The following is a 25668-nucleotide window of genomic DNA, read 5'->3' on the forward strand; positions in this document are numbered from 1 at the left end:
ATAATGCATCTATGTACTTAATTGTTCAATTTGCCATATATAGATTCTTACTTCCTGATCTAGATGATTCCTCCATAATCTTGTAAACATACAGTATGCCGAATGAATTCTCCCTCATAGAAAACAAAAACATTCACCGTTTCACCTTTTGCAAATTCCCTCATTTTTTGATCATAGATCTTCCTTACATGTCGTTCGCCTGATTTTGCGAAGAGATCTATCAACGCCCGGTAAAATCCGATCATCTGGCTGAGCCAATCCATTTCGTATACCTTGGTTTCTTGTGCCAGGGTAATGCTCTCATTATCACTGATTTGAGTATTATATTCACCATGTTCGTTCAGACCGCTGATCTGTCTGAATGTCAGGATCCCTTTTTCATCTGGTTCGCGGTGGAGCATGTAAGGATATACCCGGCATATGGAGAATCGTTCATTGTAAATTCTGCATTTTCCATCAATAAGATGAACACACAATCCTTCCATAGTTGTTCGAAGGGCATATCCTGAAACATAAAAATTCCCCTTTCTGTCGCAGATCTCAAAAAAAGGGGCTGGGATAATTGCCTCGGGGCAGATTTCCATCGCTCTCCGGGTATCCTGGTCCAGCAAGAATACATGCCCATTCTGAGCGGTCATACAACAGTTCCCGCATCTTGTACAGGAAAACCCGACTTCCCTGATAATTACAGCAAGGTCTTTTACCGGAAAATTTTGCAGGAGTTCACGTTCTTCTGAAAATCGTGTTAGTTCCCTGTTCAGGAAAGGATCTGTCATTCCTCAATAAGATGTGAGGCATACAGGCTTATCTTTGGCGGAGGTTTGAACTATTGATTCAGGTTCCCCAATGTATAACCGTAATAACTGCAGAAAGGAGGTACATGCTTGAGACATTTGATCTCTCAATAAAGATACCCAAGGACGATTACGCCTCAATTGCTGATCCCCTGAGCATTGGAACTGGAGAACTGCAGCGGGAGGTTCGAAAGCGTGGAAAATCAGTAATTATTGTTTTTGAAGGATGGCGAGGATCCGGTATTTCTCAGGTTATCAATAAATTGCTCCATGCATTTGATCCACGTGGTGTACGGGTGTATGCGACAGACGAACCAGATGATATAGAGCGGGATCACTCTCTGATGTGGCGTTTCTGGACAAAAGTTCCACCATATGGGCAGATAGCCATTTTTGACAGGAGTTGGTATACCTCAATGCTTGTTGAAAGGGTAGAGAGAATGCATGAGGACGAAATACCATCGCACTGTATTTCGGATATCATAGGGTTTGAAGAACAGATAACAGGTGATGGTAATCTCATCATCAAGTTTTTCCTACACATCAGCAAGCAGGAACAGAAGAAACGGTTGTCAGACCTGGAGGATGATCCATTCACATACCAGGCGAGATACCTCAGGCGAAAAGAAGGCATGTATCAATATAATCTGTTCCTTCCTGTCATTGAGAAGATGCTCATGAAAACTGATCTGCCTACAAGTCCCTGGATAATCGTAGAAGCAGAGCAACTTAAGTACGCCCATGTAAAAATCCTCCGGACCGTCAATTCGATGATCGAAGGCTGGCTGGCAAATCGTGATGAAGATTCATCTGATAATTCCCAGTTTTTTGCAGTACAGGGAGTCATGAAAAACATCGGAGAAACTAGTATCCTGGATACTGTTGATCTATCAAAGTCATATACAAAAGATGAGTATAAGCCGCTTCTTGAGCAATACCAGGAAGACCTAAAACGGATTCAGTTTATTACTTATCGCCAGGGTATCCCTGTGGTAATAGTTTTCGAGGGTTGGGATGCAGCAGGAAAAGGTGGTTGCATTATAAGGCTTACTAACCCGCTAAATCCGAGAGGGTATGTTGTGGAGCCGATAGGTTCACCTAATGATTACGAGAAACTTCATCATTATCTCTGGAGATTTTATCCGAAATTTCCACGTAAAGGTCATATCACGATTTTTGACCGCTCATGGTATGGCAGGGTTCTTGTGGAACGCGTGGAAAAATTCTGTCGCGAGGATGAATGGCAGAGAGCATATCATGAGATCAATGCCATGGAAGAACAACTGGCGAGGAATGGTGTAGTAATTGTCAAGTTCTGGCTTCATATCGATCAGGATGAGCAATTGAAACGGTTTAATGAACGTGAAAACAGTGAGTACAAGCGGTATAAGATTACTGATGAGGACTGGCGAAATCGAAAAAGGTGGGATGAGTATGAACTTGCGGTCAATGCCATGATTCGCAGGACAAGCACACCCGAGGCTCCATGGACAATCATTCCCGCGAATAATAAATATTATGCCCGGATTATGACAATAAAAACTGTAATCGAAGCAATAGAAAAGAAGATTGGAGAGAAGGGTTTACTCTAATTCACGTTCCCTTTTTATTCCAACAGGATTTTATGCAGTTCCCGGCATCGTTTCCGCTCTTCTTCAAATCGGTTGATGATATCATGTAACTCTGGCATGTCAAAATCCGTTTCTATGGTGCCATCAGTTCTGATTGGATAAATTCGCCCTAATATTGTAATTAAACGCTTTCCAATGAGTGTCCTGTGTCGGACATTTGAATACTCAACAATGAGATTAGAATCTCCTCCTTTTGCAGTTGCCTGATCCATCTCTCTGCTGATCATCTCCTTTCGTTCCCTGACACCTTCTACTGATTTCACAAGGTCTGGCAGACGAACCGGTTTAATCAGATAGTCTTCTATCTGGTCTCCGTATTTCATTACATCCTTTATGGTGAGGCTTTTACCGGTCTGCATGATGATAGGAACGTGCCGGGTTTCTTCATTATTTTTAATATGCGACAGTGTTTCCCAACCATCCATTGGTTTCATCATTACATCAAGGATAATAATGTCTGGAATTTCTGCATCTATTAGTTCAAGAGCTTCCTTTCCTGATATCGCTCCCCGTGCATCGTACCCCTGCTGTTTAAGCGTCTCAACAAACGCCATCTTTAGCAGCGCCTCATCATCAATGTACAGGACTTTCAAACCGGTAGTCATTACCCTCTCCCTTATAACCGGATATTATCCCTCTGTATCCGGTCCAAATGGTATGATGTAGTGTGAGTCATTCTAATATCAGTTTTTTCTCGACTACTACATCTTTCTCGTTGATCTCCATCCCTGAAGCCTGGCCTTCTTTAATTATGGCCTTTGTTTCGTCCTCTATTGACTTTACAACCTCTGCGATATGCTCTGCGGATGGAATATCGCCAAGAAGGCTGTCATCCAGATTTACTGAAGAGGATTCACTTTCATCAAGTTCTTCAGTAGCTCCGAGGAACTTTGCACCCTGACGAATCAGACTTGAAATTTCGAATGGGAAAATAATCTTGGTCGCCTGTCCAGCTGACATTGTTTTCAATGCATCAAGTGAAAGGACAGTGATAGCCCGTTTATCCAGAGCACGGGCACCAAGTGATAGAACCCTGAGCCCCTGTGCCTCACCCTGGGATCGAAGGATCTGGGACATTCTCTCACCATCAGCCTTGAGGATTTTACTCTGCCTCTCTCCTTCTGCTTCAAGGATCATACTCTTTTTAAGTCCTTCAGCCTTCAGGATTGCAGATCTTTTCTCTCCATCAGCCCTCAGAATGGCAGCCCGACGTTCTCGTTCTGCAGCAGTCTGTTCGGTCATTGCCTGCTTTACAGCACCTACAGGATCTACTTCTTTGATCTCCACCCGCTCAACTTTCACACCCCACTGATCAGTCTCACGATCAAGGATATCCCTGAGCCGGGTGTTGATGGACTCGCGGTTATAGAGCACCTCATCAAGTTCCATATCACCGATGATCCCTCGAAGTGAGGTCTGGGCAAGTGCGACTGTTGCCATCCGGTAGTTAGCAACCTCGAAAAAGGCCTTTTCCGGATCGATAACTCTGATGTAAACGATTGCATCCACATTGGTTGGTGAATTATCTTTGGTTATGACTTCCTGTGATGGGATGTCAATGACCAGTGTCCTGAGATCCAGTTTTACAACCTGGGTTATGAATGGAACCACCCAACGGAACCCCTGGTTCATTCTTCCAATATATTGTCCGAGTCTGATCTGGAGACCCTGTTCGTACGGCTGGATAATGACTACCCCCCGTGCAAAGATGATCAGGATGATAATGATCAGAATAATTGTAATAAAAGTCTCAATAAATGCCATTACAAAACCTCCTCAACAACAATATGCACACCCTTTGAAGAGATAACTCTTATCCTTGCCCCTGCCTGAATAGTACCACTGCTTGATTTTGCACTCCAGACCTGTCCTTCGATGGTTGCTTTTCCATCCAGCGACTGTTCATCAGCCGCTGTTGTGAGAACTCCTTCTCTTCCGATCAGTGAGTCCATGCTTATAGTATAGGGTTTCTGGTCAGGCGGGGTCATTCTACTGTAGACAAAAACAGTTCCAAGGGCTGCCACTATCGCAATGCCAACTCCTGCAAGAATACCTATGTTTGTACTGAAGATATCAATCCCAAGCAGAAGTAACATCCCGATGATGATGAGAACCGTTCCGGGAACAAGCAGGAAAAATCCTGGGGAGAATACTTCAAGAGCTATAAGAAATGTCCCCGCAAGAATTACAAGCCACCCATATGAAAATCCCTCAACGGCCATATGGAGTAATCTGACGTATGAGATCAAAAAGATGATGACTAACTAATTCTGAGTGCTGCCAATTTGGCCCCGCGGGGAACACCTAATTCTTCAGCGATTGGTTCGCACTTAGCTGCCAACAGGTATGCAATTGGAGGAAGTCCTGTCTCTTCTCTGAGGCTCTCATAGTTTGCCATTCCTTTTGATATGATGAGAGTACAGGAGTCAAGTTCATGCTGTACATAAGAAGGAAGCAGATCAAAACGAATTCCAATCTCAGCTCCTGCCCCGTTAGTGTAAACATTATCAGCTATTGTATCCAGCCCCATCTCATTTGCATCAGTCAATGTTGCATCATTGAGGATAGGCGCATCTCGCACCACAACGGTGACATAGGATCCCTGGTTTTTAAGAAACTCAATAAGTTGTTTGTCAAATACGAGTTCTCCACAGTTATCTGTGAGATACACCACGTGTTTTGTCATCGGGAGGATCTTGTCTGTATCGTCAATATACAACCCTGAAGCAAATTCTTTACTGAAGAACGTGGCAAAGTCATCACTGATGGTGTGTCCCTTTACACCATAATCAAAGATATTTCCGATAACTGCAGCGGTAACCAGACTTCTGAAATCGGTTAGGTGTTCTCTGACAAGAGCCAGTGCTTTTGCAGCTTCCCTGTTTGACTGCTTTTTGAGCTTAAGAAAGGGATCTGTTGTCCCAAGTTGAAAGTAAACTGATCGATGGAGAAGACTTGCTACCACCGGATGAGTGTACGGTGTAGCCTGAAGAAATGTTAGTAGTTTGGTAGCGTGCTCTATAATTGGTTCAAACTTTTCAGATTGCACCCCTACGAGTTCTGTTTCAAGTCGTACACGTGATAACAGACAGTCAAAACAGCGATCATCATGATGCATAAAAACACCTTAAAAAAGGGTATGGGGCCATCGAGATTCGAACTCGAGTCAGAAGACCCCCAGTCTCCTAGGATGCCAGGCTACCCTATGGCCCCGAGTCCATACTATTTTCTCACATCTGACATATGTACTTACCCGTTTTATTCTATCCTGACTGATATGCGTTTCTGAAGGTAGTAATGATAATCTTTCTGTATTCAGTTCACTACGTAACAGGTTCATATAAACAGATTATTTATGAGGATGGTCATTCAGAATCTGAACTATAAATCAAGCAGTACCTCCTGATGAGAAAAAAAAGGACAAAATATTATATATCTACGTCGGAGATTATACCGTAGTTACTGCATAATACGGGTCCCAGACATGCTCAAGGAGAAGATAGCCGGTATCATTGAGGATATCACAAAGGTAGGTGGGGTACGGCTCTGTGCTCTCGTTTCACGGGACGGGATAATGCTTGGGAAGCATGCCGCGGGAGATTTTAATGAGGCGTGGTTTGCAGCGATGTGTGCAACTCTTCTCGCCTCGGCGGAGTCTGCGGCAGTTATCATCAAGATCCAGTCACCGGAGATGGTGACAATTCAGACGTCTGATGGTGTACTGATCATCATGGGAGCGGGCGATAAAATCCTCCTCACTACTTTGATAGATCCCTCTGCAGACATGGAGGCAGTCACTACATCCCTGCGAGATATAGCAGAGGAAGTTGGGGGGAGTTTCTGATGGCCACCATAATGGTAATCGATGATAGTCCATTCATCGTGGATATCTTTGTGACAATGCTTGAACGAGGAGGTTATACTGTTTATTCTGCAAACAGTGGGCCTGAAGGAATTGAACTTCTCAAGAGCGTCACACCTGATCTCATTCTTCTTGATATCATGATGGAGCCGATGGACGGGTGGGAGACACTCGTTGCTGTCAAGCAGAATTTAGCAACCAAAGATATTCCTGTCATGATGCTCACGGCCAAGCAACTTACACCCCAGGAGGCGCAGGAGTATGGGATGTATATCGAGGATTACATCCTTAAACCGGTCACCCATTCTGAACTTTATTCTGCGATTGAAGGTGTCATCAAAAGGAGGCAGCGGATTCAGGATGACATGAAGAAAGCAAAGGAGGGCGGGTTTGATGAGTTGCTTATCAATGAATATGGCCGCCTGGTTAAAAGTGTTGAGATAACCAAGCGACTCCTCAAACTTCTATCTGCTACATATGATCTTTCTGATCCTTCAATGAAATTATCAGATGATATCAACATCGCTATCAGGAGTATGGAGACAAATCTGAAGTTTCAGGAGATACGTGTCTCTGAAATCAGGGAAGAGTTCTCTGGTAAACCTGCCTGACTCTTTTTTCTACATCTCAGTCAGAGCTCATCATGTGGTCAGGGAGTTTTCTCCCTACAATATGAAGTAGATCAAGCACTAACCTCATGAACCATGTTTGATCTCGTATGTGTCAAATGCGGAGAAACATATCCGGCTGACACAGTTCTTTATTCCTGCAGGAAATGTGGTCATCTTCTTGAAGTCAGGTATGATCTCGCATCTATCAATATCACACGTAGAGATTGGCTCTCCCGTCCCCTATCCGTGTGGCGGTACCGTGAACTCCTGCCTGTAAAACGCGAACCGGTTTCTCTTTGTGAAGGGGGAACTCCCCTGTATCATCTGAAACGTATCGGTGAAGAGCTTGGGATGAAGGAACTTTATGCCAAACATGAAGGAATGAACCCGTCAGGCTCTTTTAAAGACAGGGGCATGACAGTTGGTGTCTCCATGGCTCTTCAACTTGGGATGAGTTCGGTTGCCTGTGCAAGTACTGGTAACACATCAGCCTCTCTTGCAGTTTACGGAGCAAAAGCAGGTATTCCTACCATTGTGCTATTACCAGCCGGGAAAGTTGCCCTAGGAAAGGTGGCTCAGGCCCTGATGCATGGGGCGCGGGTTATCTCAATTAACGGGAACTTTGACCGGGCACTCGAGATGGTTCGTGACCTCTGTGAAAGCAAGGGGATCTACCTGCTCAATTCAATTAATCCGTACCGCCTTGAAGGCCAGAAGACAATTGGGTTTGAGGTGATTGATCAGCTGGATGGGAAGGTACCTGACCGGATGGTACTGCCAGTAGGCAATGCCGGAAATATCTCTGCGGTCTATAAAGGGATTCTGGAGCTGAAGGCTTTAGGTTTTGTTGATAAGATGCCGATGATGACCGGTATTCAGGCAGCCGGCTCCCAGCCAGTCGTCCGGGCCATTAATGAAGGACTTGCTGAAGTAATACCTGATGAAAACCCTGAGACGGTTGCAACTGCTATCAGGATTGGAGCTCCTGTGAATGCAGAGAAAGTCCTCACAGCCATCAGGGGAAGTGGCGGGACTGCTGCCTCAGTTACGGATGAAGAGATCCTTTCCATGCAATGTGACCTTGCCCGCAAGGAAGGAATTGGTGTTGAGCCTGCATCTGCTGCCTCGGTAGCAGGTGTCAAGAAACTCGTAGAGTCCGGGGTTATTGATCGAGATGAGCAGGTAGTTTGTGTGGTTACCGGTCATCTCCTCAAAGACCCAGAAACGGTGATTAAACAGTGTGCCCCTCCAATCGAATGCGAAGCAACACTAGAGTCATTACTGGCTGCATTACAGCTCTGATTCTGGTTATTCTTGCAATTCCAGTGACAGCTCTGAATGTAACATACCAGATCGCTGATGACGGGACAGGATACCATGCAGTGGCCGCCGTAAATGCCACGGATAGATATGAATTCATGCAGAGCGGAGCGCTTGGTGAGCAGGTTCCACTTAAGGTAACCAATATCACCCTCCTTGAGAATGGTGTGAATAAAACATATACAGAGGAAAGGGGTGGTATCCGATTTGCATCAGGAAATTATTCGATCACCTTTGATGGTGCAATATCAGGAAATACATTCCAGAGTCAGTTGCCGGAGCCAGGTTCTGTCTCTATTATCCTCCCTGAACATTACAAGGTGGACAATCCGCTCCTGACATCCATTCAGCCGGGTGGGTCACGAGTGAATAAAAGTATGAATCAGACTGTTGTTACCTGGGATAAAACCAGGTATTTTGATATCAGATTTTATGATGCCAACCAGGAGAATCTACTCGGAATATTTACTCAGTTCTGGCTTATCATCGCGGTTATGCTTCTTCTTCCGTTTCTGTTTTCAAGAGGACGTCAGGGATAACCCCCTGAGTTCTATTCTTGTGTGGTGCCGCAATAACGTCTTGAGTCGTTGATGGTATGTGCGGCACCTCTGGTGCATCAACATCAGATAGACTCTTGATCTTCTTCTGATATGTTGTGCAGGTGACCATTCTGAAAAAAAGGCAGAATTCGGGTTTTTTCTTTCCTGGTAAAATTCTCGTAAAATCGCCAATTTAGACTAAATATGAATTATATGTGATATTTCTTCACTCCGGCAACGCAAAATTGCCTCTAGTGCCGCGCCTCTGTCAAAAACGGCATGATTTTGATTCTCTCGATTTTGCATAGAAATCAAAAAACCAGATCTTCCGTTTTTTCTTATTTTGAGGCAAAATCGAGATTTTCTGTTTGTTTCGTTCAAAATCGGCTTAAATTCAAAATCAAAGACCAAAAACGTCCTATTCATGATTTGGCATGTTTTGTACTGCATAAATCTTAAATGCTGAGGGATACACGTGATACAGTATACAGGAGACACAATCATGATAGACGTACTTGTTCCGACTAGAGAAGGAATGGCAACTGTCCCGCCAAAGTCAGATCAGGAGACTATGGAAGAGTTTAAGGCCCGTAATGCATGGGGCCTTTACATGAGTGTGGATCTAAGAAACTGCAACCCAGAAAGTATCCGCGATGCAGGTAAGATCCGCGAATTCGTAGTTGACCTCTGTGACTTGATCAAGATGAATCGGTTTGGTGAGCCTCAGATCATCAACTTTGGCCCTTGTGAGCGCGTAGCAGGATACTCAATGACTCAATTAATAGAGACCTCATGTATCACTGCTCACTTTGCAAACGAGACGAACACTGCATATATCGATATATTCTCCTGCAAAGAGTATGCACCACAGCTCACTGCAGATTTCTGCCGTGAATTTTTCGGTGCAGACTCAATGGATGTTCACATCTCGTTCCGCAACTAAAATCAACTCCTCTCTTTTTTTAGTCACAAAAAGATGCCATGATAATGGCAATTGTCAAGATTAAACGCTGTGTTTACAGGTTTTTCACTGATACTGCAACTTTTTCTCCAAATGCTGCGGCAGCAGTTGGTCCGTTGGCAGTTATTATCTTCCCATCAACAACAACCGGGCTACTGGTGAAGATTCCTCCTCCTTTACGAATTTCTTCAATAGCCTGATCATCATTCCATACTGTCGCCTTTTTACCTTTCAGGACTCCAGCCTGTCCCAGGACTGCGGGAGCAAGGCAGATGGCACTTACAATACTATTCTGTTTATCAAACTTTTGTATCAATTCAAGAAGTGGCCGGTAGTTCCAGAGATACTCAGGTGCGCCATTGCCGCCGACGATCAGAATTGCATTGTACTGGGCGATATCTCCTTCATTGAGATCACTAATCGTATGTTCGACCGGCATCTCTCCACCCATCATCCCAATTGCCAATCCACACGTGGTCGAGATTACATCATAGGAGATCCCGGCCTGCATCAGGTAATTGATCGGTTCAGTAAGTTCTTCGTCCCTAAAGTTACGAGGAGCGATGACTATCAGGACCTTTTTTTCATCTGCCATATATCTCTGATCTGCAATAGGGGATGAATGGTAATAAGATATCTGTATAAGAAATCGGTTCTATTTCTGGCCGCCGGAAGATTATAAAAAAGAGTAAAAAATTAGTGGATTGTTGAAGACGCGATAATATTGAAATGATTACCAAGGAGCAGACGGACCGCTTCTTCCACCTGATCAACACGGAGTATTAACACTGCCCGGTCTTTTCCAGAGTATGCATATGAATACTCAATGTTGATCTTTGCATCTGCGAGTTTTGATGCGATCTCATACAGACCTCCGGGTTCATCTTTCATCTCAACCCCAATCACATGAGTGAATGCAACATTGAATCCGAGTTCTGTTAGTTTCTTGTGAGCAAGATCTGGTTTATCCACAAGTGCCCTGATGACACCAAACCCGTCTGCTTCAGCAATCGAAAATGCGAGGATATTAATTCCCTCTTCCTGGCATGCCTTAGCCATGGAAGCTAGTCTGCCCGGTTTGTTCTCAGAGAAGAGCGAGATCTGTCTGATGATGTACTTTTCACAGTTCATTCACAACTTCCTCCTGTCAATTACCCGTTTTGCCTTACCTTCAAATCTGGGCAGTGAACCTGCCTCTACCAGTTCCACCTTCACTGCCACGTTTAGAGCATTATGAAGGGCCCGCTCGACTTTAGTTCTGACCTTCATTAGATCGGTGATCTTGTCTGAGAATGAATCTCCTGCGATCTCCACTTTGACGAGCATATCATCCAGAGCACCGGTTCGATCTACCTCGATCATAAAGTGCTTACCGATCTCCGGGATTCCAAGCAGGGTATGTTCTATCTGGGAGGGGAAGACATTAATCCCTCTGATGATGAGCATATCATCAACCCGCCCGGTAAGCCGCTCAAGCCTTGGAGATGTTCTCCCACATGTACAGAGATCATAGTTCAGGGCAGCGATATCCCCTGTCCGATATCTGATGATGGGAAGCCCTTCTTTCTGAAGCATGGTCACCACGAGTTCACCTTTCTCTCCTGGAGGAAGTGGCTCGTGTGTATCTGGGTCGAGGATTTCAGGGTAAATCAGATCTCCCCAGAGATGTGCTCCCTGCTGCTGTTCGCATTCAGTAAACAGAGGGCCTGATAGTTCACTTGTCCCGTAAATATCGTATGCTTCAACACCAAGCCAGTCCCTGATTCTGATTCGCATCTGCTCTGTCCAGGGTTCAGCACCAACGACTGCCTTTCTGAGCAGGGTGTCATTCTTAATTGAGATACCCATCTTCTCTGCTACTTCGCCTATGTGTATCAGATAGGATGGAGTACAAGCAATAGATGTGACCTGTAAATCACGCATCAGTTCAACCTGGCGTTCAGTGTTGCCTACTGATGTAGGAAGAACAGTTGCACCAACACGTTCTGCCCCGTAATGGGCCCCAAGTCCTCCGGTAAAAAGGCCGTATCCATAACTGATCTGCATCACATCGCCGCGACCTATTCCAGCTGAAGCAAGGCCACGGGCGACTGATTCGGCCCAGTTATTGATATCTTTCTGGGTATATCCCACAACAGTTGGTTTGCCTGTTGTGCCTGAAGAGACGTGATACCTGACGAGTTCTTCCCTGTCACTAACAATCAAACCGTCAGGGTAATTGTCCCTGAGGTTTTTCTTCTCCATGAATGGAAGTTTTCTGATATCTTCGAGTGATGAGATGTCATCAGGATGAACACCTGCGGCGTTGAGCAGATTTTTGTAAAACGGGGAAAAACTATACACTCTGTATATGAGCATCTTGAGAAGTTTGTATTGCAGTTTCCTCAAATCCTCAAGTGGCATCTCCTCGATTCTTGGATCTCTGCAATGCATCAGAATACCTCCCTCTGATCAACTACCCGTTTTGCCTTACCTTCAAACCTGGGAAGAGTCCCTGGCTCTACAAGCCTGACAGTTGTTCTGAGCTCGAGAACATCCCTTAAGGTTTTCACGACCCGGTTCTGCAGATTCTTGAGATCAGCAAGTTCACCCTTGAAGTATCCGGGTGCTACTTCCACATCGATCGTCATCTCATCCATATGGTTTACCCGGTTCACATATACCATATAGTGATTACCAACCTCGGGGATCTCCAGAAGCACATGTTCTATCTGACTTGGGAAGACGTTGATACCCCTGATAACAAGCATGTCATCACTTCTTCCGGTAAATCTTGCGAGTTTCGGGCCACGTCCACACGGGCACTCATCATCTAGAAGCATGGTGATGTCACCGGTCCGGTACCTGACAAGTGGCATGGCTTCTTTTACCAGGGGCGTTACTACCAGTTCTCCTCTCTCACCCGGACCCAGTTGTTCACCTGTCTTTGGATCGATGATTTCTACCAGATAACTGTCGTGCCATATATGCAGGCCGTTGTGTTCCTGACACTCAAAGGCAACACCCGGACCATACAACTCGCTCATCCCATAGCTGTCAAATGCTTCAACACCAAGTTTAGCCTCTAGATCATGGCGCATTGCATCTGACCAGGGCTCAGCTCCGAACATTCCTACCTTCAGCGCTGACAGATCTGCATTCATCTCTTCTGCTGCTTCAGCGAGATGAAGGGCATAACTTGGGGTACAGTGTATGGCAGTAACACCGAAGTCCTGGATCATCTCAATCTGTCGTCTTGTGTTCCCGGTTGCACTGGGTATGGTGGTCATTCCGATCTTCTCAGAACCGTAATGAAACCCGAGACCTCCGGTGAACATTCCATAATTGACCATGTTCTGAAAGACATCATCAGAGGTCAGTCCAACCATGGTCAGGTTGCGTGCAATAAGACTCGACCACTTGTCTAGATCTCCTCTGGTGTATCCAACCACGGTTGGTTTTCCAGTAGTTCCCGATGTGGTATGAATCCTGACAACCTCACGTCTGGGAACGGCAAAAAATCCGAATGGATAACCCGCCCTGAGATCTGTCTTTCTGGTAAAGGGAAGTTTCTGAAGATCTTCCAGACTCTTGATACTATCAGGTCCAACCCCCGTTTCCCTGAATTTATCTTTAAAAAAACCGATCTGCCCGCACCGTTCTACTGTCTCCCGTAGTCGTTTTAACTGCAGGGTCTGTAGGTCGGCCTGACTGATCGTCTCCATTGCTTTATCCCAGAACATATCAGGCACCATATTTTATACCCGCCCACCAGCAGGTGTCCGGAGTATCTGGCCTATTATTATGTCCTAAAACTCATAACCCTTGTTATTCTGTAACATGGGTCGGTTTCTCTATCATCATTTCTATGAAATCAACCAGGTGTGTAACCTTGGTGGTGTAGAACTGGTGAATGGGTATATTTACACTCGTTTTCTTAAAAAAAAGAGAATTTATTATGCGGTTTTGATATGTGCCACTGATTCCAGCCCGAGCATCTCGATTGCCATCTCTTTCATTTTGAACTTTTGAATCTTCCCTGTCACACTCATCGGAACAGATTCAACAAAGGAAATATACCTGGGTATTTTATATCTGGCAATCTTTCCAGTGCAGTGATCCCTGACGTCCTGTTCAGTAAGGGTAGCGTCTTTTTCAAGTACGATCCATGCCATTAGTTCCTCACCATATTTCTCATCAGGAACACCGATAACATATACATCGGCAATCTTTGGATGTTGGTGCAGGAACTCCTCAATCTCACGTGGGTAAATATTCTCACCGCCACGGATAACCATGTCCTTGAGTCTTCCTTCAATGTGGACAAATTCTTCCTGGTCGAATGAGCCCAGATCACCTGTATGTATCCACCCGTTTTCGTCCTTGGTTTGCCTGGTTGCAGTCGGATTATTGTAGTAACACCGCATTGCCATGTATCCCCTGGCGCAGATCTCCCCAATCTCTCCTTTTGGTACAATCTTTTTGGTCTCTGGATCGACGATCTTAAGTTCTGTATGAGGAAAAACACGACCAACAGTTGTCACCCGTTTTTCAAGGGGGTCTTTTGTTGTGGTCATGGTTACACCTGGGGAGGTCTCAGTCTGCCCGTAGACGATGACCACTTCTGACATGTGCATCTTGGTTGCTACCTCTTTCATGACCTCGATGGGACATGGCGATCCTGCCATGATCCCGGTTCTGAGTGATCTGAGATCATACTTGGCAAAGTCAGGGTGCCGCAGTTCGGCGATGAACATGGTGGGCACTCCATGGACTGCTGTGCACCGTTCTGCTTCAATGGTCTTGAGAACCTCTTCAGGATCAAATGTCGGGGCAGGAATGACCATTGTTGCTCCGTTTGTGGCACATGCCATATTTGAGAGCACCATTCCGAAGCAGTGATAAAAGGGAACCGGGATACAGAGTCGGTCTTTTTCAGTAAAGCCCATACCCTTCCCGATCATGTACCCGTTATTCATCACTCCATGATGGGTGAGAACAACTCCCTTGGGGTATCCTGTTGTTCCTGATGTATACTGGATATTGATTGGGTCATCAAAGGTAAGGGATGCGGCACGCTCCTCAAGTTCCTCAGGGCTTATCGATTCTCCGCGTCTGAGCAGTTCACTCCAGCTGTACATGCCGTTGTAGGGAATTTCTCCCATAAATATTATTGTCTTGAGGAATGGGAACTTCTCAGATAAAAGCCGTCCAGGCCGTGATTCGTATGCTTCCGGGCAGGCTTCATAAAACATTCCGACATAATCTGATGTTTTGAACCGTCCCTGGAGTATGAGTAATTTAACCTCAGACTGTTTCAGGCAGTAATCAAGTTCAAATGTCCGGTATGCCGGATTAATGTTCACCATGATCGCTCCGATCTTCGCGGTTGCGAACTGGACCATGGTCCATTCGGCATAGTTCATCGCCCAGATGCCGACCCGGTCACCTTTATTGATATCCATTGCCATGAGGCCACGGGCGATCCGGTCAACCTCATTCCTGAACTGACGATATGTAAGACGAACGTTCTGGAATGGCGCCACCAGTGCCTCAACATCAGGTTGTCTGGCACAGACCTGATCCAGCATCTCTCCGATAGTTGCTCCCATCAACGGGAAGTCAGCTGTTCCGCATGAGTAACTTAGCTCAGGCGCTTTTTGCTCAGCCATTGCATAGTACTAAACAGTGCGGAGATTTATCCCTCGCGCCAGAGGGTATGACAAGAGATGATCATAAGTCTTAAGTGAGTTGATGAATTACCTATACGAGCACACGGGGTCGTGGCCTAGTCCGGCATGGCGACAGGCTCCAGCGGTCTTTGTATTCCGGCAGATGATGACAAATGGGTCTTCTGATTCAGTGATGATCCGTTGGAGCACTGATGCTCGGGAGCATAACGGAGAGACCTGTCGATCGTGAGTTCAAATCTCACCGACCCCACGTTTTTGAATCAATTCGGTTGTTTTTTCTGAAATTTTTAGATTTATCTGAATATTATTATCTGGTTTTTTCCGGCGACAGGTGTCTTATAGATCATTCGCTGATATATACGCGGAAGGAATACAGATGTATCTCATAGGCGAAGCACTCATAGGTGACGGTGCTGAACTGGCTCATATCGACCTCCTTATCGGGGATAAGAACGGCCCAGTCGGTACAGCGTTTGCCAACTCACTCTCACAGTTATCAGCAGGACACACCCCTCTCCTCGCGGTTGTCAGGCCGAACCTGCTCACGAAGCCCGCAACACTGGTTATCCCGAAGGTGACCCTGAAGTCCGGTGCCCAGGTTACCCAGATGTTTGGTCCTGTTCAGGCTGCAGTCGCCAAGGCGGTTGCAGACTGTGTCGAAGAAGGTGTCTTTGCCGGGCAGGATCTCAATGATCTCGTCATCCTGGCAAGTGCGTTTCTGAGTCCAGAAGCAAAAGACTACAACAGGATCTACCGGTTTAATTATGGGGCAGTCAAACTTGCATTGAACCGTGCATTTGAGCAGTTCCCTGATGAAAAGACTCTCATTCATGAGAAGGACCGTGCAGCTCATGCAGTCATGGGATTCAAGGTTCCAAGGCTTTGGGATCCACCATACCTTCAGGTTGCCCTTGATATTGTCGATCTTGGCAAGCTGAAATCTGTTCTCTCGGCACTGCCTGAAAATGATCACCTGATCATTGAGGCTGGAACGCCACTCATCAAGAAGTTCGGCCTCAATGTGCTCAATGAGATTCGGGCCGTCAAGCCGAATTCATTCATTGTTGCAGATATGAAGATTCTTGATACCGGGAACCTTGAGGCAAGGATGGCAGCAGATGCCTCTGCAGATGCAGTGGTGATGTCAGGACTTGCTCCTAAAAGCACTATTGAGAAAGCAATTGAGGAAGCCCGTAAGACTGGTATCTACTCAGTCATTGATATGCTCAATGTTTCAGATCCGGTTGGTCTCATTAAGAGCCTGGCTGTTAAGCCCGATATTGTGGAACTTCACAGGGCAATTGATGCTGAGTCCTCAGCACATGCATGGGGTAACATCAAGGATATGAAAGCAGCAGCCGGTGGGAAACTTCTGGTAGCAACTGCCGGAGGTATCCGAGTACCGGTTGTTAAGGAAGCACTGAAGTCAGGTGCAGATATTCTTGTCGTTGGTCGGGCAATTACTGCAAGCAAGGATGTTCACCATGCAGCTGAAGAATTCCTTGAGCAGCTGAACAAGGAAGAGATTGATCAGTTCAGAATTATGACCGATTTCTAAACAAAAAGTTTAGAAATCTAACACCTTTTTCTTTAGTTGAGGAAACGATCTCTTCTCTCTCCCCATATAACTGATAGCAAGAGACTTCATGGAAATCCGAGTAAAAAGCCGGATTCATTATCTCTTGCTTTATCCTCTGGGACAGTAAATTAACGCGATAAATTATGGTATAACCTCTTCATCTCTTGGGCGGCGGGGCGGGAGAGATCTCCCTAATCCTTCCTTTGGGCGGAAACCCGCCGCCCACTTTTAAGCCCATCTCTCTCGTAATAATTAAAAATATTATTAATCTATTATTATTACCAATTCAGGGCGGCGAAATATGGGTGCACAGAAACCTCTTTCATCTCCTCATCCCCCATTCCGTGTGTCTGTGTTTTCCGCTTTGCCGCCCAGATTAGAAACCAAGCTTATAAATCACCACTTATGGCAATCCGGTCAAATATCTCCTGAGAAATTCTCCCGCCCAATGTTGATTTCTGCCGCTCTGCCGCCCAACGATCGAACACTTATGATCCATATGTCATTGGTTACGGTAAGGTGTAACACTAATAATACCATCAAATAGTGATCGAATATCCCATTAGGGGAAGAGAATTAGTGGTTTTGACAATTTTGTGACCTGCACATCAGGTTTCGGTCATGATAATCCTTACAACGTAAAACGCTGATGAACAAAACCTATTTAAAACCCCAATGGCGACCAGGGATGACTAGTGAAAAGGACTTGTTCATACAAAAGACAGATAACAGGGTGTCATGGTATGTTCGAAATCAGTTTGTATCAGATAACCCATACGTGATGCAGTGTACTTTCGGGAAATTAATTCCGTAATTGAAAAGTTTCAGGTGGAGCAGAAATGAGTATCATCAGTGACTGGATTAGTGAAGAGGAGATTGTACAGCATCCTGAAACATATCTCCTTTTGGGACAACTGTGTGTAATTTCTCTACGTATGATACTCTCTGAAATTGCAGATCATAGACCTGATGCTCATATCTCGGGGGAAATGCCTGGGAGGCTTGTGTATGAACCATGCGATCCGGTTGGTGCTTGATCTTCGCTCTGGCACCTCCCCTTCCATATTTCATTGATGATCGTTAGGATGATTTTGATTGAGGAATTATGAAACCTGATTTACTGTTATTTTTCGATACAGAGACGACCGGGACTGATCCACGTCTCGCCAGGGCTGTTGAGATTGCCTGGATTGTCTGCACCAGTGACGGGCAGATTGTGAAAGAGGAGACCCATCTTGTCAAACCGAAGGGGTTCACGATCCCGGATCAGGCGGCTGCGATCCATGGTATCACGACCGAGATAGCAGAAACGGAGGGTCTTGATCTGTCTGTGATTCTGAAGGAACTTCTCGCTGATGTATCTCGCACCGGTCTTCTTGTCGGTCACAATGTGGCGTATGACCTGGATATTATCGCTCATGAATGCAGTCGTGAGAAGATTGACTCTCTAAAGTTCAGGGAGAAGCCGAGTTTCTGTACGATGAAGAGTCTGACGAGTTTTTGTAAGATTCCCTTCCCATCCGGTACAGAATTCAAGTATCCTAAACTCGGTGAGGCATATGAGAAACTGTTAGGTGAGTCTCTGCTTGATGCTCATGATGCATTGATTGATACGGATGCGTGCAAGATGATTTTTTTCAAGGCGATTGAAATGGATATTTTCCGGTTTAACGAGTCACCACGTCCGGATGTTGAGGTCCGGATTTGTTAGAATAATTAAAGATCGGGGTTGTGATGGGGGGCCCGATCTGGTGAAAAAGATGAACGCTGGGGATAGTTCTGTGTTTTGTGTTAGGTTAGATGTGCAGGGGATTTACCCATACTAAAACGTGTCCTAGGTGATTGTAGGACAACAGTTCATTAGTGTTTTGTAATTTAAGTGTGTCGAAATGTTTCTGTTAATTAGGTTTGTTAATTTGCGCATAATTTAAGAATAATTTTTTATTGAAAAGATATTTAGAGACTTCACAGGGTTAAATATGATCTGGGAGAGACGACTATTGTGAATGTGATCGGGCTCTATTTCATGTACAGGCAGTACATGAAACTGGCCGGCAAAAGGCGAAAGAGACTAAATGACGCCTTCACCAAAAGGTAAGAAGTCAGGTTTTGGTGGTTTCATTGACATCAAAATGAATAGACATCGAACTTCCGGTCCATGAGCAGCTCCTAAAGCATCATAATTATCCTGATTACGGAACTTGGAAACCCCAATACGCTCCCTAATGGGTAAGAACTGCGTGAGCAGAACTATAAGTGTAGTGGGAATAGGAAACTGCAAGAAGCGAATAGGCCGCCTATAATGGGTGTGGATAAAGGCTCGTTCCCCAACCCGAAAGGGTGCAGACGTGCAGTTGGCCAATCACGACGAAATTTGAGGTAACTCTATGAATGTGAGAAGTTCAAATACGCATATTAGCGAGGACCTTACTAACAGGGAGTTAGCCAAACAATGGAAAAATCTTCCATTAGATGAAGCACGATCCCATGTGAATAGACTCCAGAAAAGAATCCCGAAAGCTGTTAAAGAAGGAAAGTATCGACTAGCGAAAAGATTACAGTATTTAGTTACTCACTCTTTTTATGCTAAAACTCTTGCAGTCAAAAAAGTAGTTGAGAACACTGGACAAAGGACCACCGGTGTTGATGGAGTTAAATGGACTCTTCCCCATGAGAAGATGAAAGCAGCCCTCTCACTGACGAACAAAGGGTACAAAGCACAGCCACTCAAGTGTATCGTAATACTTGACTACTTGTTGTTCTGAATATTATCGCCAAAAAATATGAACGTAAAAAATTAAAATTGGATTTTGAGTGAATCCATTTTTTTGATATCCGAATTAATATAACTAATAGAAAAAAATATAGATCAATGGATTATCTGGATGAAATTAAAGACGGAGTAGAAAATTTTTTAGTGAAGTGCCTCCAAATCGTAAAAGGAGAAAGTATATTAGTAATATATACCCCCTCCTCAAATTATAAAGATACGATAGCATATTCAGGTTCAAAAGGTATTCATCGTTTTTGGAGAGATTGGCAATCTGTTTTTGAAGATAAAGAATATGATGAACAAATAAAAATATCAATTAGAGAGCATCGAGAAATAATTCACGCTATTTCTGATGTTTCAGATTCATTAAATTGTTCTATTTGTCTGTTTCCATTAAATATTAGCAATAAAAATAAGCTCGAAATTTTGAACACTGATGTTGTTGGATTAAAAAATAAACTAAAAACTGCGGATATTATAATTGATTTAACATTAATTGGTTTGGATAGTTATTTTATCCCTAATAAATTTAAAATTGGAACACATAACCTCAAATCAATATTTTATAAATCGAATTTAAGAGGAGCGGATTTACATAATTTAACAACAGATTCTCTAATTGACGGTGCCATGTGTGAAAATTTCAAAGAAATGGATACAAGGATTAAGCAATATTATGAACTAATTAAGGGAGTAAAATCTGTAAGAATTACTGACAATCGACAAGAAACTAATCTAACTCTTCCGATAATGCACGGAGATATGCCAACTATGGGAACGGGAATAATTGGAATGAAAGAATGGCATTTCTTACCTAATGGGATTATTTCATTATGTGTTGATCATGAACAAGTAGAAGGTTCAGTCGTTTTAAATGGACCTATTTGGGGAGGTGATTCTTTGAATCATGACCCTGTTAAACTAAGAGTATGTAATGGAGTTGTATCAATAAATTCTGGTGATAATACTCTAGTCAATACGATATTAAATCAAGATGGTGGCAAATATTTTGGTGAAATTGTATTTGGGTTTAATAAAAGGGCAGATAAATTAAATGAAAGTCCATATGAATTTTATGTTGCTGATGGAAGTGTATCCCTAGCCTTTGGAAGAAATGATCATATAGGAGGCAACTGCGGAAAAAATTGTGGTATTGGACATCAATATAATAATAACCACCAAGTTATTCATTCACACGCTGCAGTTAAAGTAGACAATATAGTTTTAGATATGCAGGATGACAGAAAACTAGAACTAATGAAGGATGGTAAATGGATGGAGGTAGAATGAGTATGAGGTTGAGTAGTTATCTCGCTGAATCAACTTCCTTGCCTGGAAAAATATTTGAAATATCATTTTTAAACTCATATACATATTATTGGTTACATCCGTCTGAAATTATGAAAGGATTACTATACGGTATAATACCTCCTTATCTATTTACAGTTTTCATGGATAGTAGACCATTATTTGAAAAATTAGATGTAATAATATATGGACTTTTAGCGATAATTATATTTTATCATGGAATTTTATTTATTTTAGTATATCGGGATACTAAACAGGGAACAAAAAAGAATCAATGAGATGTAAAAAATGAATTCCAATATTGGCCAATCTAAAGCAATATTATTACATGAAAAATATTGTGGGAAAATAGGTATCCATTCTAAAATAAGGATGGATGGCAATTTACCGTATGTATATACTCCAGGTATAGCAGATGTAGCACAAAAAATAAATGAAAATCCTGAATATGCATTTAAAAGTACAATTAAGAAAAATTCAGTGGCTATTGTAAGTGATTGTTCACGTGTGTTGGGGTTAGGACCGATAAAACCAGCAGCAGGACTAGCAGTCATGGAAGGAAAAGCAGTTTTATTTAAAAAAATTGCAGACATTGATGCATTCCCTATTTGTTTAGATACTACTGATGAAGATGAAATTGTCAGAACGGTCTGCAATATAGCTCCTGCATTTGGTGGTATAAATTTAGAGGATATAGCATCAGTAGGTGGGAAAAGTTTTAATGTTGAAGATAAATGTAAAAAATTGATCAAAACCAAAGAAAATCCAATACCAATATGTCATGATGATCAACATGGGACTGCAGTGGTTGTTCTAGCAGCGATGAAAAATGCTCTTCGTATAGCGAATAAAGATATTCGAAGCGCTAAATTTGTTTTTATTGGATGTGGTAGTGCTGGCTATGCGTGTTATGATCTCTTTAAAAAAGCAAAAATGAATCCCAATAATGCAGATGTCTTCCACAAGATTATGGATAAAAATAATCACGCCGAATTAGTAACTAATATTTATAAAAATCGTGATGATTTTGATCTTTTAAATTGTAAAGAAAAAATTGTCGCTGAAGATTCAGCGAGAAAGGAAAAAATGACATTGTTAGAGGCTATGAATGACGCCGACGCGGTCATTGGTTTGTCTGAATCTAAGAAGGACGGTAATGTTATATCTGAAGAAATGATTCAAGTAATGAATCCGGAAACTCCTATCGTTTTTGCCCTAGCAAACCCGTACCCTGAAATTAGTTATCAAAAAGCAAAAAAGGCTGGCGCAGAAATAGTTGCAACAGCGCTTTCTGGAACGCCTAATCAAGTCAATGATATTATCAGCATGCCTGCTATTTTTCGAGGAGCTCTAGATGTGGGAGCGACTGAAATTTCAACAAATATGTTATTAGCAGCTACAGAAGCATTAAGATCTTCAGTTCCACAAGTAAATGATGTAAATCATATTATCTCATTACCTGGAAGAGTTGAAGCAGTAGCTGAAATGGCGTATCAAGTTGCAATAGTTGCAAAAAGAGATAACCTAATAAGAAATCATGAATGGGATAAAGATAGGTACAAGGATGAAGTTACAAAACGAATAGAACCATTTTGGTAAAAATCTATAGGTTATATATTCGGATTAAAATCTTTAATTTATCCTAAAGGAATATATCGTAATCCATATTTTAGGTATGGATTAGTTGAATCCATATTTTCTAATTTAAATTTACAATAATCTTCTAATGTAGAACGTTTTTCTGATTTAGTAGCAGAAAAACTCATTTTCTCTCTATTCGATAAATTTTGATAATCTATCATTTGGTATAGATATTCATCAGTTGTTGAGTTATACCCCTTTATTAAATATATTTGATTTAGATCAATTTTGGCATTGGTATATAATGTGTTATTTCTCAATGTTGGCATGGTTTGAATTTTTTCTAAAAAAGATAAATTAATTTTAGATTTGATTATTGCTAGTTGATTATAAAAAATGTTATTATCCTTATGAATAGAAGAATCTGTGTATAGAAGTGCCATTATAATACCTATTATAATAATGGGCAATATAATTCGATATAAATATTTTGACATACTATAATTTTCCTTATCGTAATAATAGATTAAATAGAATTTTAATCCACAAAAAAATATGCATTATTTCTATTATATTATTGGAAATATCTTTGAATAATGTTATTACAATATATTTTATCCCATCTAAATCGGAGTTTTATTCTTCTTCAACTCTGTTCAATGAGCAATTCCTTTGATTTTATCTAATCCTAAAAACCTCTTTGGGCTTTATCGCCTAATTGTATTGTAAACACTGGGAGTTGTCTTAATATAAAAAATGAACTCTTTACGATTTTGTTTAAATGGTGATCGAATTAAAAAAAATAATTCGAAATCTTTTACCCTGTTCATTTAATTTGAAGGAAAAATGGCCGATTTTATATCAAAGACAATCCCTAAGTCGGCTGAGCGATATTTCATGACCGATTGATACCATTGCGAACTTCATGGCTCTTGTCCAGTATATCCTTGACGATCACCACTGGGGGTGTTCTTCAGACACCTCAAAAAATGATAGATGTCTGAACTACTCAAAAATCATGGTTCAATCTCAAAATTTAGTCGAAAATTGATCTATTACTCCAAGGAAACAGATCTGGCATCTCGATACAGTCTCTCTATGTTCATCAGTCCCGGAAAAAAACATCTTAAGCAGATAGATGTACTTATACATACTGAGAATCCCCAATAGGACATCAGAATGATAATCCCTGAAAAACACCGGGAAACTGAAATATTCTTTGTTGTGGAAGAGGCCGATGAGGGCGGTTATATTGCCCGATCACATGCATTTCCCATATACACTCAGGCAGATACCCTCGATGAACTCCGGGAGATGGTTCGTGATGCCGTCCTCTGTCACTTTGGAGACAAACCAGCCCCGACCCTAATCAGACTTCATATCGTTAGGGATGAAGTTCTCGCCGTATGAAAGTTCCCGGGATATTTCTGGATCTGATTTGATATCCTATCTTATTTCGATAGGATTTTAAAAAATAAGGCAGACGGGAAATCATATTTGGCTCGAATGGGTGATCGATGGGGAACTGTATGGAATAACTGTTCCATTACATGATCCTCTCAAAACCGGAACTCTTACTCACATAGTGAAAGAAATCGCACAAAAGACCGGAAGAGACTGGATATCGATTATGGAAGAACAGTAATCAGACGATTTTATGGCGATAGTGACGGTGGATGTCCTTCTAAAGTTGCATCAAGTGGCCATTTTGATATATGGAGGAACTGATGGAATTCTTAATGAAGGGACACTCTACTATCTCACAGAAAAGACATCTCACTGTTCTGATCCAATTATTAAGGCCACATTTTTGCTTCACGGGATAGCAACCATGCACCCATTCTTTGATGGCATTAAGAGGACTGCTCTTATGGCAGCAAACACGGTATTGGGTCTTCATGGTCTCATGATTACAGCTTCTAATGAAGTAACTGTATCATTTGTTCTGTCTGTTGCACGTGGAGAGAAGACAGAAAATCAAGTGGGGATATGGATTGGGAAAAATAGTGATATGTATCGTAGTTATTGACCTAATATCTCAAGAGCTTTATTATATCGGACCAGGGTATTCTTGACTATATCCCGCATCTCTGGAGAGAAATCTGTCTGATCTAAAACACGCTCGATTTTATCGATATCTGGAGGAGTGTTTTTGTGCTGAAGCATAATGTTCATTTATCATTGTTCTGCAACATTATCAAATCTCTTATGGACTTTTGAAACAGGGAATAGAATATAAAATGTTTTACTTTGAACGTTTTAATTCCTCATTGCAACAGCCGGGTTTATGCAACTGGACATGTATTGCGTTCTATAGAGGGAATGAATCGCTACTTATTCACTCTACTTCGTTCCTAGCAAAAACCCGGATTTTTTCAGGCGGATTCGAATGTCTCACCCGGATTCAATACTACAACCTTCAGGTCTGTTGTCCGTTCAATAACCCGTTTAAATTCCCCAGCATCCTGAGCAATTTTTGGAGAGGTATTGTAGTGTATCGGAATGACAACCGGAGCACCAACAAAGTCTGCTGCAATCATCGCCTCACGCGGACTCATGGTATATCGCCCTCCAATAGGAAGCAAGGCGATATCCGGATTATATATCCGTCCGATGAGTTTCATATCACCAAAGAGGGCGGTGTCCCCGGCATGGTAAACAGTAACTCCGTCCATGGTGATCAGGAAACCGGCAGCAGCTCCACCATATACTCCGATCCCTGCATCCTCAATCCATGAAGAATGAACAGCAGTTGTCATTGTGAACTCGACTCCGTCTACGGTAATTGTGCCCCCGATATTCATCGGTTCAGCCTCAAGTCCCTTTTTCTCAAGATAGTGAGCGAGTTCATTCATGGCTACTGTCTTGACGCCGAGATCGAGAGCACACCCAAGATGATCAGCATGAGCATGGGTTACAGCTACAATATCTGGTGTGCAGGAAATCTTTCCGTCAGGTACAAAAGGATCGATGAGCACTGTACGTGACCCCTCAAGGAGTACACATGAGTGCCCGAGCCAGGTTAGTTTCATAAAAA

General features: G+C 42.8%; 29 protein-coding genes and 2 tRNA genes. 17 read left to right on the forward strand and 14 right to left on the reverse strand.

Going from position 1 to position 25668, the window contains the following annotated elements:
• Positions 1-59: 59 nt before the first annotated feature.
• Complete coding sequence (locus tag DK846_RS11770) at positions 60-776, reverse strand: YkgJ family cysteine cluster protein (protein WP_109969148.1); 717 nt, start codon at positions 774-776, stop codon at positions 60-62.
• 104 nt (positions 777-880) lie between these two features.
• On the opposite strand from DK846_RS11770, the gene pap reads away from it, so the two are divergent.
• On the forward strand, positions 881-2386 hold the full coding sequence (gene pap, locus DK846_RS11775) for a polyphosphate:AMP phosphotransferase (RefSeq protein ID WP_109969149.1): 1506 nt from the start codon (positions 881-883) through the stop codon (positions 2384-2386).
• Positions 2387-2400: 14 nt separating this feature from the next.
• Here pap and DK846_RS11780 read toward each other — a convergent pair whose 3' ends face one another.
• The 5 genes from DK846_RS11780 to DK846_RS11800 all read right to left on the reverse strand — a co-directional run bounded on the left by DK846_RS11780 (position 2401) and on the right by DK846_RS11800 (position 5638).
• Positions 2401-3030, reverse strand: coding sequence for a response regulator (locus DK846_RS11780; RefSeq protein ID WP_109969150.1), 630 nt, complete (start codon positions 3028-3030; stop codon positions 2401-2403).
• Between the two features lie 67 nt (positions 3031-3097).
• Positions 3098-4189 (reverse strand): SPFH domain-containing protein, encoded by a 1092-nt coding sequence (locus DK846_RS11785; protein WP_109969151.1) that lies wholly within the window; start codon positions 4187-4189, stop codon positions 3098-3100.
• On the reverse strand, positions 4189-4647 hold the full coding sequence (locus tag DK846_RS11790; RefSeq protein ID WP_109969152.1) for an NfeD family protein: 459 nt from the start codon (positions 4645-4647) through the stop codon (positions 4189-4191). Before DK846_RS11790 ends, DK846_RS11785 begins: the two co-directional genes overlap by 1 nt.
• Positions 4648-4685: 38 nt before the next feature.
• Positions 4686-5543 carry a damage-control phosphatase ARMT1 family protein gene (locus DK846_RS11795; RefSeq protein ID WP_109969153.1) on the reverse strand — a complete coding sequence of 286 codons (858 nt, stop codon included), beginning with the start codon at positions 5541-5543 and terminating at the stop codon, positions 4686-4688.
• Positions 5544-5565: 22 nt separating this feature from the next.
• Positions 5566-5638 (reverse strand) — tRNA-Pro (locus DK846_RS11800).
• Positions 5639-5909: 271 nt separating this feature from the next.
• On the opposite strand from DK846_RS11800, the gene DK846_RS11805 reads away from it, so the two are divergent.
• The 5 genes from DK846_RS11805 (at position 5910) to speD (ending at position 9700) form a co-directional block, all read left to right on the forward strand.
• Positions 5910-6269 carry a roadblock/LC7 domain-containing protein gene (locus DK846_RS11805; RefSeq protein ID WP_109969154.1) on the forward strand — a complete coding sequence of 120 codons (360 nt, stop codon included), beginning with the start codon at positions 5910-5912 and terminating at the stop codon, positions 6267-6269.
• Entirely contained in the window at positions 6269-6898 is a 630-nt protein-coding gene (locus DK846_RS11810; RefSeq protein WP_109969155.1) for a response regulator, read from the forward strand. Before DK846_RS11805 ends, DK846_RS11810 begins: the two co-directional genes overlap by 1 nt.
• 93 nt (positions 6899-6991) lie before the next feature.
• Positions 6992-8200 (forward strand): threonine synthase, encoded by a 1209-nt coding sequence (gene thrC, locus DK846_RS11815; RefSeq protein WP_109969156.1) that lies wholly within the window; start codon positions 6992-6994, stop codon positions 8198-8200.
• Positions 8155-8757 (forward strand): DUF5803 family protein, encoded by a 603-nt coding sequence (locus DK846_RS11820; protein WP_109969157.1) that lies wholly within the window; start codon positions 8155-8157, stop codon positions 8755-8757. The genes thrC and DK846_RS11820 overlap by 46 nt, the downstream gene beginning before the upstream one ends.
• A gap of 502 nt (positions 8758-9259) precedes the next feature.
• A complete protein-coding gene (gene speD, locus DK846_RS11825; protein ID WP_109969158.1) occupies positions 9260-9700 on the forward strand; it encodes an S-adenosylmethionine decarboxylase in 441 nt (146 codons plus the stop codon).
• Between the two features lie 73 nt (positions 9701-9773).
• Here speD and DK846_RS11830 read toward each other — a convergent pair whose 3' ends face one another.
• The 5 genes from DK846_RS11830 to DK846_RS11850 form a co-directional block, all read right to left on the reverse strand.
• On the reverse strand, positions 9774-10313 hold the full coding sequence (locus tag DK846_RS11830) for a DJ-1/PfpI family protein (RefSeq protein WP_109969159.1): 540 nt from the start codon (positions 10311-10313) through the stop codon (positions 9774-9776).
• Between the two features lie 101 nt (positions 10314-10414).
• Entirely contained in the window at positions 10415-10849 is a 435-nt protein-coding gene (locus DK846_RS11835; protein WP_109969160.1) for an ACT domain-containing protein, read from the reverse strand.
• Positions 10850-12151, reverse strand: coding sequence for a phenylacetate--CoA ligase family protein (locus tag DK846_RS11840; protein WP_109969161.1), 1302 nt, complete (start codon positions 12149-12151; stop codon positions 10850-10852).
• The gene (locus DK846_RS11845) at positions 12151-13440 is read right to left on the reverse strand and encodes a phenylacetate--CoA ligase family protein (protein ID WP_109969346.1); all 1290 of its coding nucleotides are present in this window, start codon (positions 13438-13440) and stop codon (positions 12151-12153) included. The genes DK846_RS11840 and DK846_RS11845 overlap by 1 nt, the downstream gene beginning before the upstream one ends.
• A 213-nt stretch (positions 13441-13653) precedes the next feature.
• Positions 13654-15369 (reverse strand): AMP-binding protein, encoded by a 1716-nt coding sequence (locus DK846_RS11850; RefSeq protein WP_109969162.1) that lies wholly within the window; start codon positions 15367-15369, stop codon positions 13654-13656.
• Between the two features lie 105 nt (positions 15370-15474).
• On the opposite strand from DK846_RS11850, the gene DK846_RS17690 reads away from it, so the two are divergent.
• From DK846_RS17690 to DK846_RS11885, 8 genes are all read left to right on the forward strand, one after another.
• Positions 15475-15640: transfer RNA gene (locus DK846_RS17690), tRNA-Trp, on the forward strand.
• Between the two features lie 126 nt (positions 15641-15766).
• Positions 15767-16948, forward strand: a complete 1182-nt coding sequence (locus tag DK846_RS11855; RefSeq protein ID WP_109969163.1) for a bifunctional 5,6,7,8-tetrahydromethanopterin hydro-lyase/3-hexulose-6-phosphate synthase — start codon at positions 15767-15769, stop codon at positions 16946-16948.
• An 860-nt stretch (positions 16949-17808) separates the two neighbouring features.
• Positions 17809-18006 (forward strand): hypothetical protein, encoded by a 198-nt coding sequence (locus DK846_RS11860; RefSeq protein WP_109969164.1) that lies wholly within the window; start codon positions 17809-17811, stop codon positions 18004-18006.
• 68 nt (positions 18007-18074) lie between these two features.
• Positions 18075-18680, forward strand: coding sequence for a 3'-5' exonuclease (locus tag DK846_RS11865; RefSeq protein ID WP_109969165.1), 606 nt, complete (start codon positions 18075-18077; stop codon positions 18678-18680).
• A 676-nt stretch (positions 18681-19356) separates the two neighbouring features.
• A complete protein-coding gene (locus DK846_RS11870) occupies positions 19357-19734 on the forward strand; it encodes a reverse transcriptase N-terminal domain-containing protein (RefSeq protein WP_109969166.1) in 378 nt (125 codons plus the stop codon).
• A 107-nt stretch (positions 19735-19841) separates the two neighbouring features.
• On the forward strand, positions 19842-21032 hold the full coding sequence (locus tag DK846_RS11875) for a M29 family metallopeptidase (RefSeq protein ID WP_109969167.1): 1191 nt from the start codon (positions 19842-19844) through the stop codon (positions 21030-21032).
• Positions 21014-21328 carry a hypothetical protein gene (locus DK846_RS11880; protein WP_109969168.1) on the forward strand — a complete coding sequence of 105 codons (315 nt, stop codon included), beginning with the start codon at positions 21014-21016 and terminating at the stop codon, positions 21326-21328. Before DK846_RS11875 ends, DK846_RS11880 begins: the two co-directional genes overlap by 19 nt.
• A gap of 10 nt (positions 21329-21338) precedes the next feature.
• A complete protein-coding gene (locus DK846_RS11885) occupies positions 21339-22649 on the forward strand; it encodes an NAD(P)-dependent malic enzyme (protein WP_109969169.1) in 1311 nt (436 codons plus the stop codon).
• A gap of 38 nt (positions 22650-22687) precedes the next feature.
• On the opposite strand, the gene DK846_RS11890 is transcribed toward DK846_RS11885, so the two are convergent.
• Entirely contained in the window at positions 22688-23074 is a 387-nt protein-coding gene (locus DK846_RS11890) for a hypothetical protein (protein WP_146201212.1), read from the reverse strand.
• Positions 23075-23810: 736 nt separating this feature from the next.
• Between DK846_RS11890 and DK846_RS11895 the strand changes: the two genes are divergently transcribed.
• The 3 genes from DK846_RS11895 to DK846_RS11905 all read left to right on the forward strand — a co-directional run bounded on the left by DK846_RS11895 (position 23811) and on the right by DK846_RS11905 (position 24660).
• Positions 23811-24041, forward strand: a complete 231-nt coding sequence (locus DK846_RS11895) for a type II toxin-antitoxin system HicB family antitoxin (protein ID WP_109969171.1) — start codon at positions 23811-23813, stop codon at positions 24039-24041.
• Between the two features lie 100 nt (positions 24042-24141).
• Positions 24142-24276 carry a hypothetical protein gene (locus DK846_RS18165; RefSeq protein WP_281269829.1) on the forward strand — a complete coding sequence of 45 codons (135 nt, stop codon included), beginning with the start codon at positions 24142-24144 and terminating at the stop codon, positions 24274-24276.
• 12 nt (positions 24277-24288) lie between these two features.
• A complete protein-coding gene (locus DK846_RS11905; protein WP_109969172.1) occupies positions 24289-24660 on the forward strand; it encodes a type II toxin-antitoxin system death-on-curing family toxin in 372 nt (123 codons plus the stop codon).
• On the opposite strand, the gene DK846_RS17695 is transcribed toward DK846_RS11905, so the two are convergent.
• Positions 24654-24806, reverse strand: coding sequence for a hypothetical protein (locus DK846_RS17695; RefSeq protein WP_181391751.1), 153 nt, complete (start codon positions 24804-24806; stop codon positions 24654-24656). The two genes, DK846_RS11905 and DK846_RS17695, sit on opposite strands and share 7 nt — an antisense overlap.
• Before the next feature lie 200 nt (positions 24807-25006).
• Entirely contained in the window at positions 25007-25663 is a 657-nt protein-coding gene (locus DK846_RS11910) for a metal-dependent hydrolase (protein ID WP_109969173.1), read from the reverse strand.
• Positions 25664-25668: the final 5 nt, after the last annotated feature.

This window comes from Methanospirillum lacunae, assembly GCF_003173355.1.
Lineage (GTDB): Archaea > Halobacteriota > Methanomicrobia > Methanomicrobiales > Methanospirillaceae > Methanospirillum > Methanospirillum lacunae.

Bases quoted from the DNA above. Each gene is read 5' to 3' on its own strand.
- DK846_RS11770 (WP_109969148.1), bottom strand. From the start codon at position 776: ATGACAGATCCTTTCCTGAACAGGGAACTAACACGATTTTCAGAAGAA.
- pap (WP_109969149.1), top strand. From the start codon at position 881: ATGCTTGAGACATTTGATCTCTCAATAAAGATACCCAAGGACGATTAC.
- DK846_RS11780 (WP_109969150.1), bottom strand. From the start codon at position 3,030: ATGACTACCGGTTTGAAAGTCCTGTACATTGATGATGAGGCGCTGCTA.
- DK846_RS11785 (WP_109969151.1), bottom strand. From the start codon at position 4,189: ATGGCATTTATTGAGACTTTTATTACAATTATTCTGATCATTATCATC.
- DK846_RS11790 (WP_109969152.1), bottom strand. From the start codon at position 4,647: ATGGCCGTTGAGGGATTTTCATATGGGTGGCTTGTAATTCTTGCGGGG.
- DK846_RS11795 (WP_109969153.1), bottom strand. From the start codon at position 5,543: ATGCATCATGATGATCGCTGTTTTGACTGTCTGTTATCACGTGTACGA.
- DK846_RS11805 (WP_109969154.1), top strand. From the start codon at position 5,910: ATGCTCAAGGAGAAGATAGCCGGTATCATTGAGGATATCACAAAGGTA.
- DK846_RS11810 (WP_109969155.1), top strand. From the start codon at position 6,269: ATGGCCACCATAATGGTAATCGATGATAGTCCATTCATCGTGGATATC.
- thrC (WP_109969156.1), top strand. From the start codon at position 6,992: ATGTTTGATCTCGTATGTGTCAAATGCGGAGAAACATATCCGGCTGAC.
- DK846_RS11820 (WP_109969157.1), top strand. From the start codon at position 8,155: ATGCGAAGCAACACTAGAGTCATTACTGGCTGCATTACAGCTCTGATT.
- speD (WP_109969158.1), top strand. From the start codon at position 9,260: ATGATAGACGTACTTGTTCCGACTAGAGAAGGAATGGCAACTGTCCCG.
- DK846_RS11830 (WP_109969159.1), bottom strand. From the start codon at position 10,313: ATGGCAGATGAAAAAAAGGTCCTGATAGTCATCGCTCCTCGTAACTTT.
- DK846_RS11835 (WP_109969160.1), bottom strand. From the start codon at position 10,849: ATGAACTGTGAAAAGTACATCATCAGACAGATCTCGCTCTTCTCTGAG.
- DK846_RS11840 (WP_109969161.1), bottom strand. From the start codon at position 12,151: ATGCATTGCAGAGATCCAAGAATCGAGGAGATGCCACTTGAGGATTTG.
- DK846_RS11845 (WP_109969346.1), bottom strand. From the start codon at position 13,440: ATGTTCTGGGATAAAGCAATGGAGACGATCAGTCAGGCCGACCTACAG.
- DK846_RS11850 (WP_109969162.1), bottom strand. From the start codon at position 15,369: ATGGCTGAGCAAAAAGCGCCTGAGCTAAGTTACTCATGCGGAACAGCT.
- DK846_RS11855 (WP_109969163.1), top strand. From the start codon at position 15,767: ATGTATCTCATAGGCGAAGCACTCATAGGTGACGGTGCTGAACTGGCT.
- DK846_RS11860 (WP_109969164.1), top strand. From the start codon at position 17,809: ATGAGTATCATCAGTGACTGGATTAGTGAAGAGGAGATTGTACAGCAT.
- DK846_RS11865 (WP_109969165.1), top strand. From the start codon at position 18,075: ATGAAACCTGATTTACTGTTATTTTTCGATACAGAGACGACCGGGACT.
- DK846_RS11870 (WP_109969166.1), top strand. From the start codon at position 19,357: ATGAATGTGAGAAGTTCAAATACGCATATTAGCGAGGACCTTACTAAC.
- DK846_RS11875 (WP_109969167.1), top strand. From the start codon at position 19,842: ATGGATTATCTGGATGAAATTAAAGACGGAGTAGAAAATTTTTTAGTG.
- DK846_RS11880 (WP_109969168.1), top strand. From the start codon at position 21,014: ATGGATGGAGGTAGAATGAGTATGAGGTTGAGTAGTTATCTCGCTGAA.
- DK846_RS11885 (WP_109969169.1), top strand. From the start codon at position 21,339: ATGAATTCCAATATTGGCCAATCTAAAGCAATATTATTACATGAAAAA.
- DK846_RS11890 (WP_146201212.1), bottom strand. From the start codon at position 23,074: ATGGCACTTCTATACACAGATTCTTCTATTCATAAGGATAATAACATT.
- DK846_RS11895 (WP_109969171.1), top strand. From the start codon at position 23,811: ATGATAATCCCTGAAAAACACCGGGAAACTGAAATATTCTTTGTTGTG.
- DK846_RS11905 (WP_109969172.1), top strand. From the start codon at position 24,289: ATGGCGATAGTGACGGTGGATGTCCTTCTAAAGTTGCATCAAGTGGCC.
- DK846_RS17695 (WP_181391751.1), bottom strand. From the start codon at position 24,806: ATGAACATTATGCTTCAGCACAAAAACACTCCTCCAGATATCGATAAA.
- DK846_RS11910 (WP_109969173.1), bottom strand. From the start codon at position 25,663: ATGAAACTAACCTGGCTCGGGCACTCATGTGTACTCCTTGAGGGGTCA.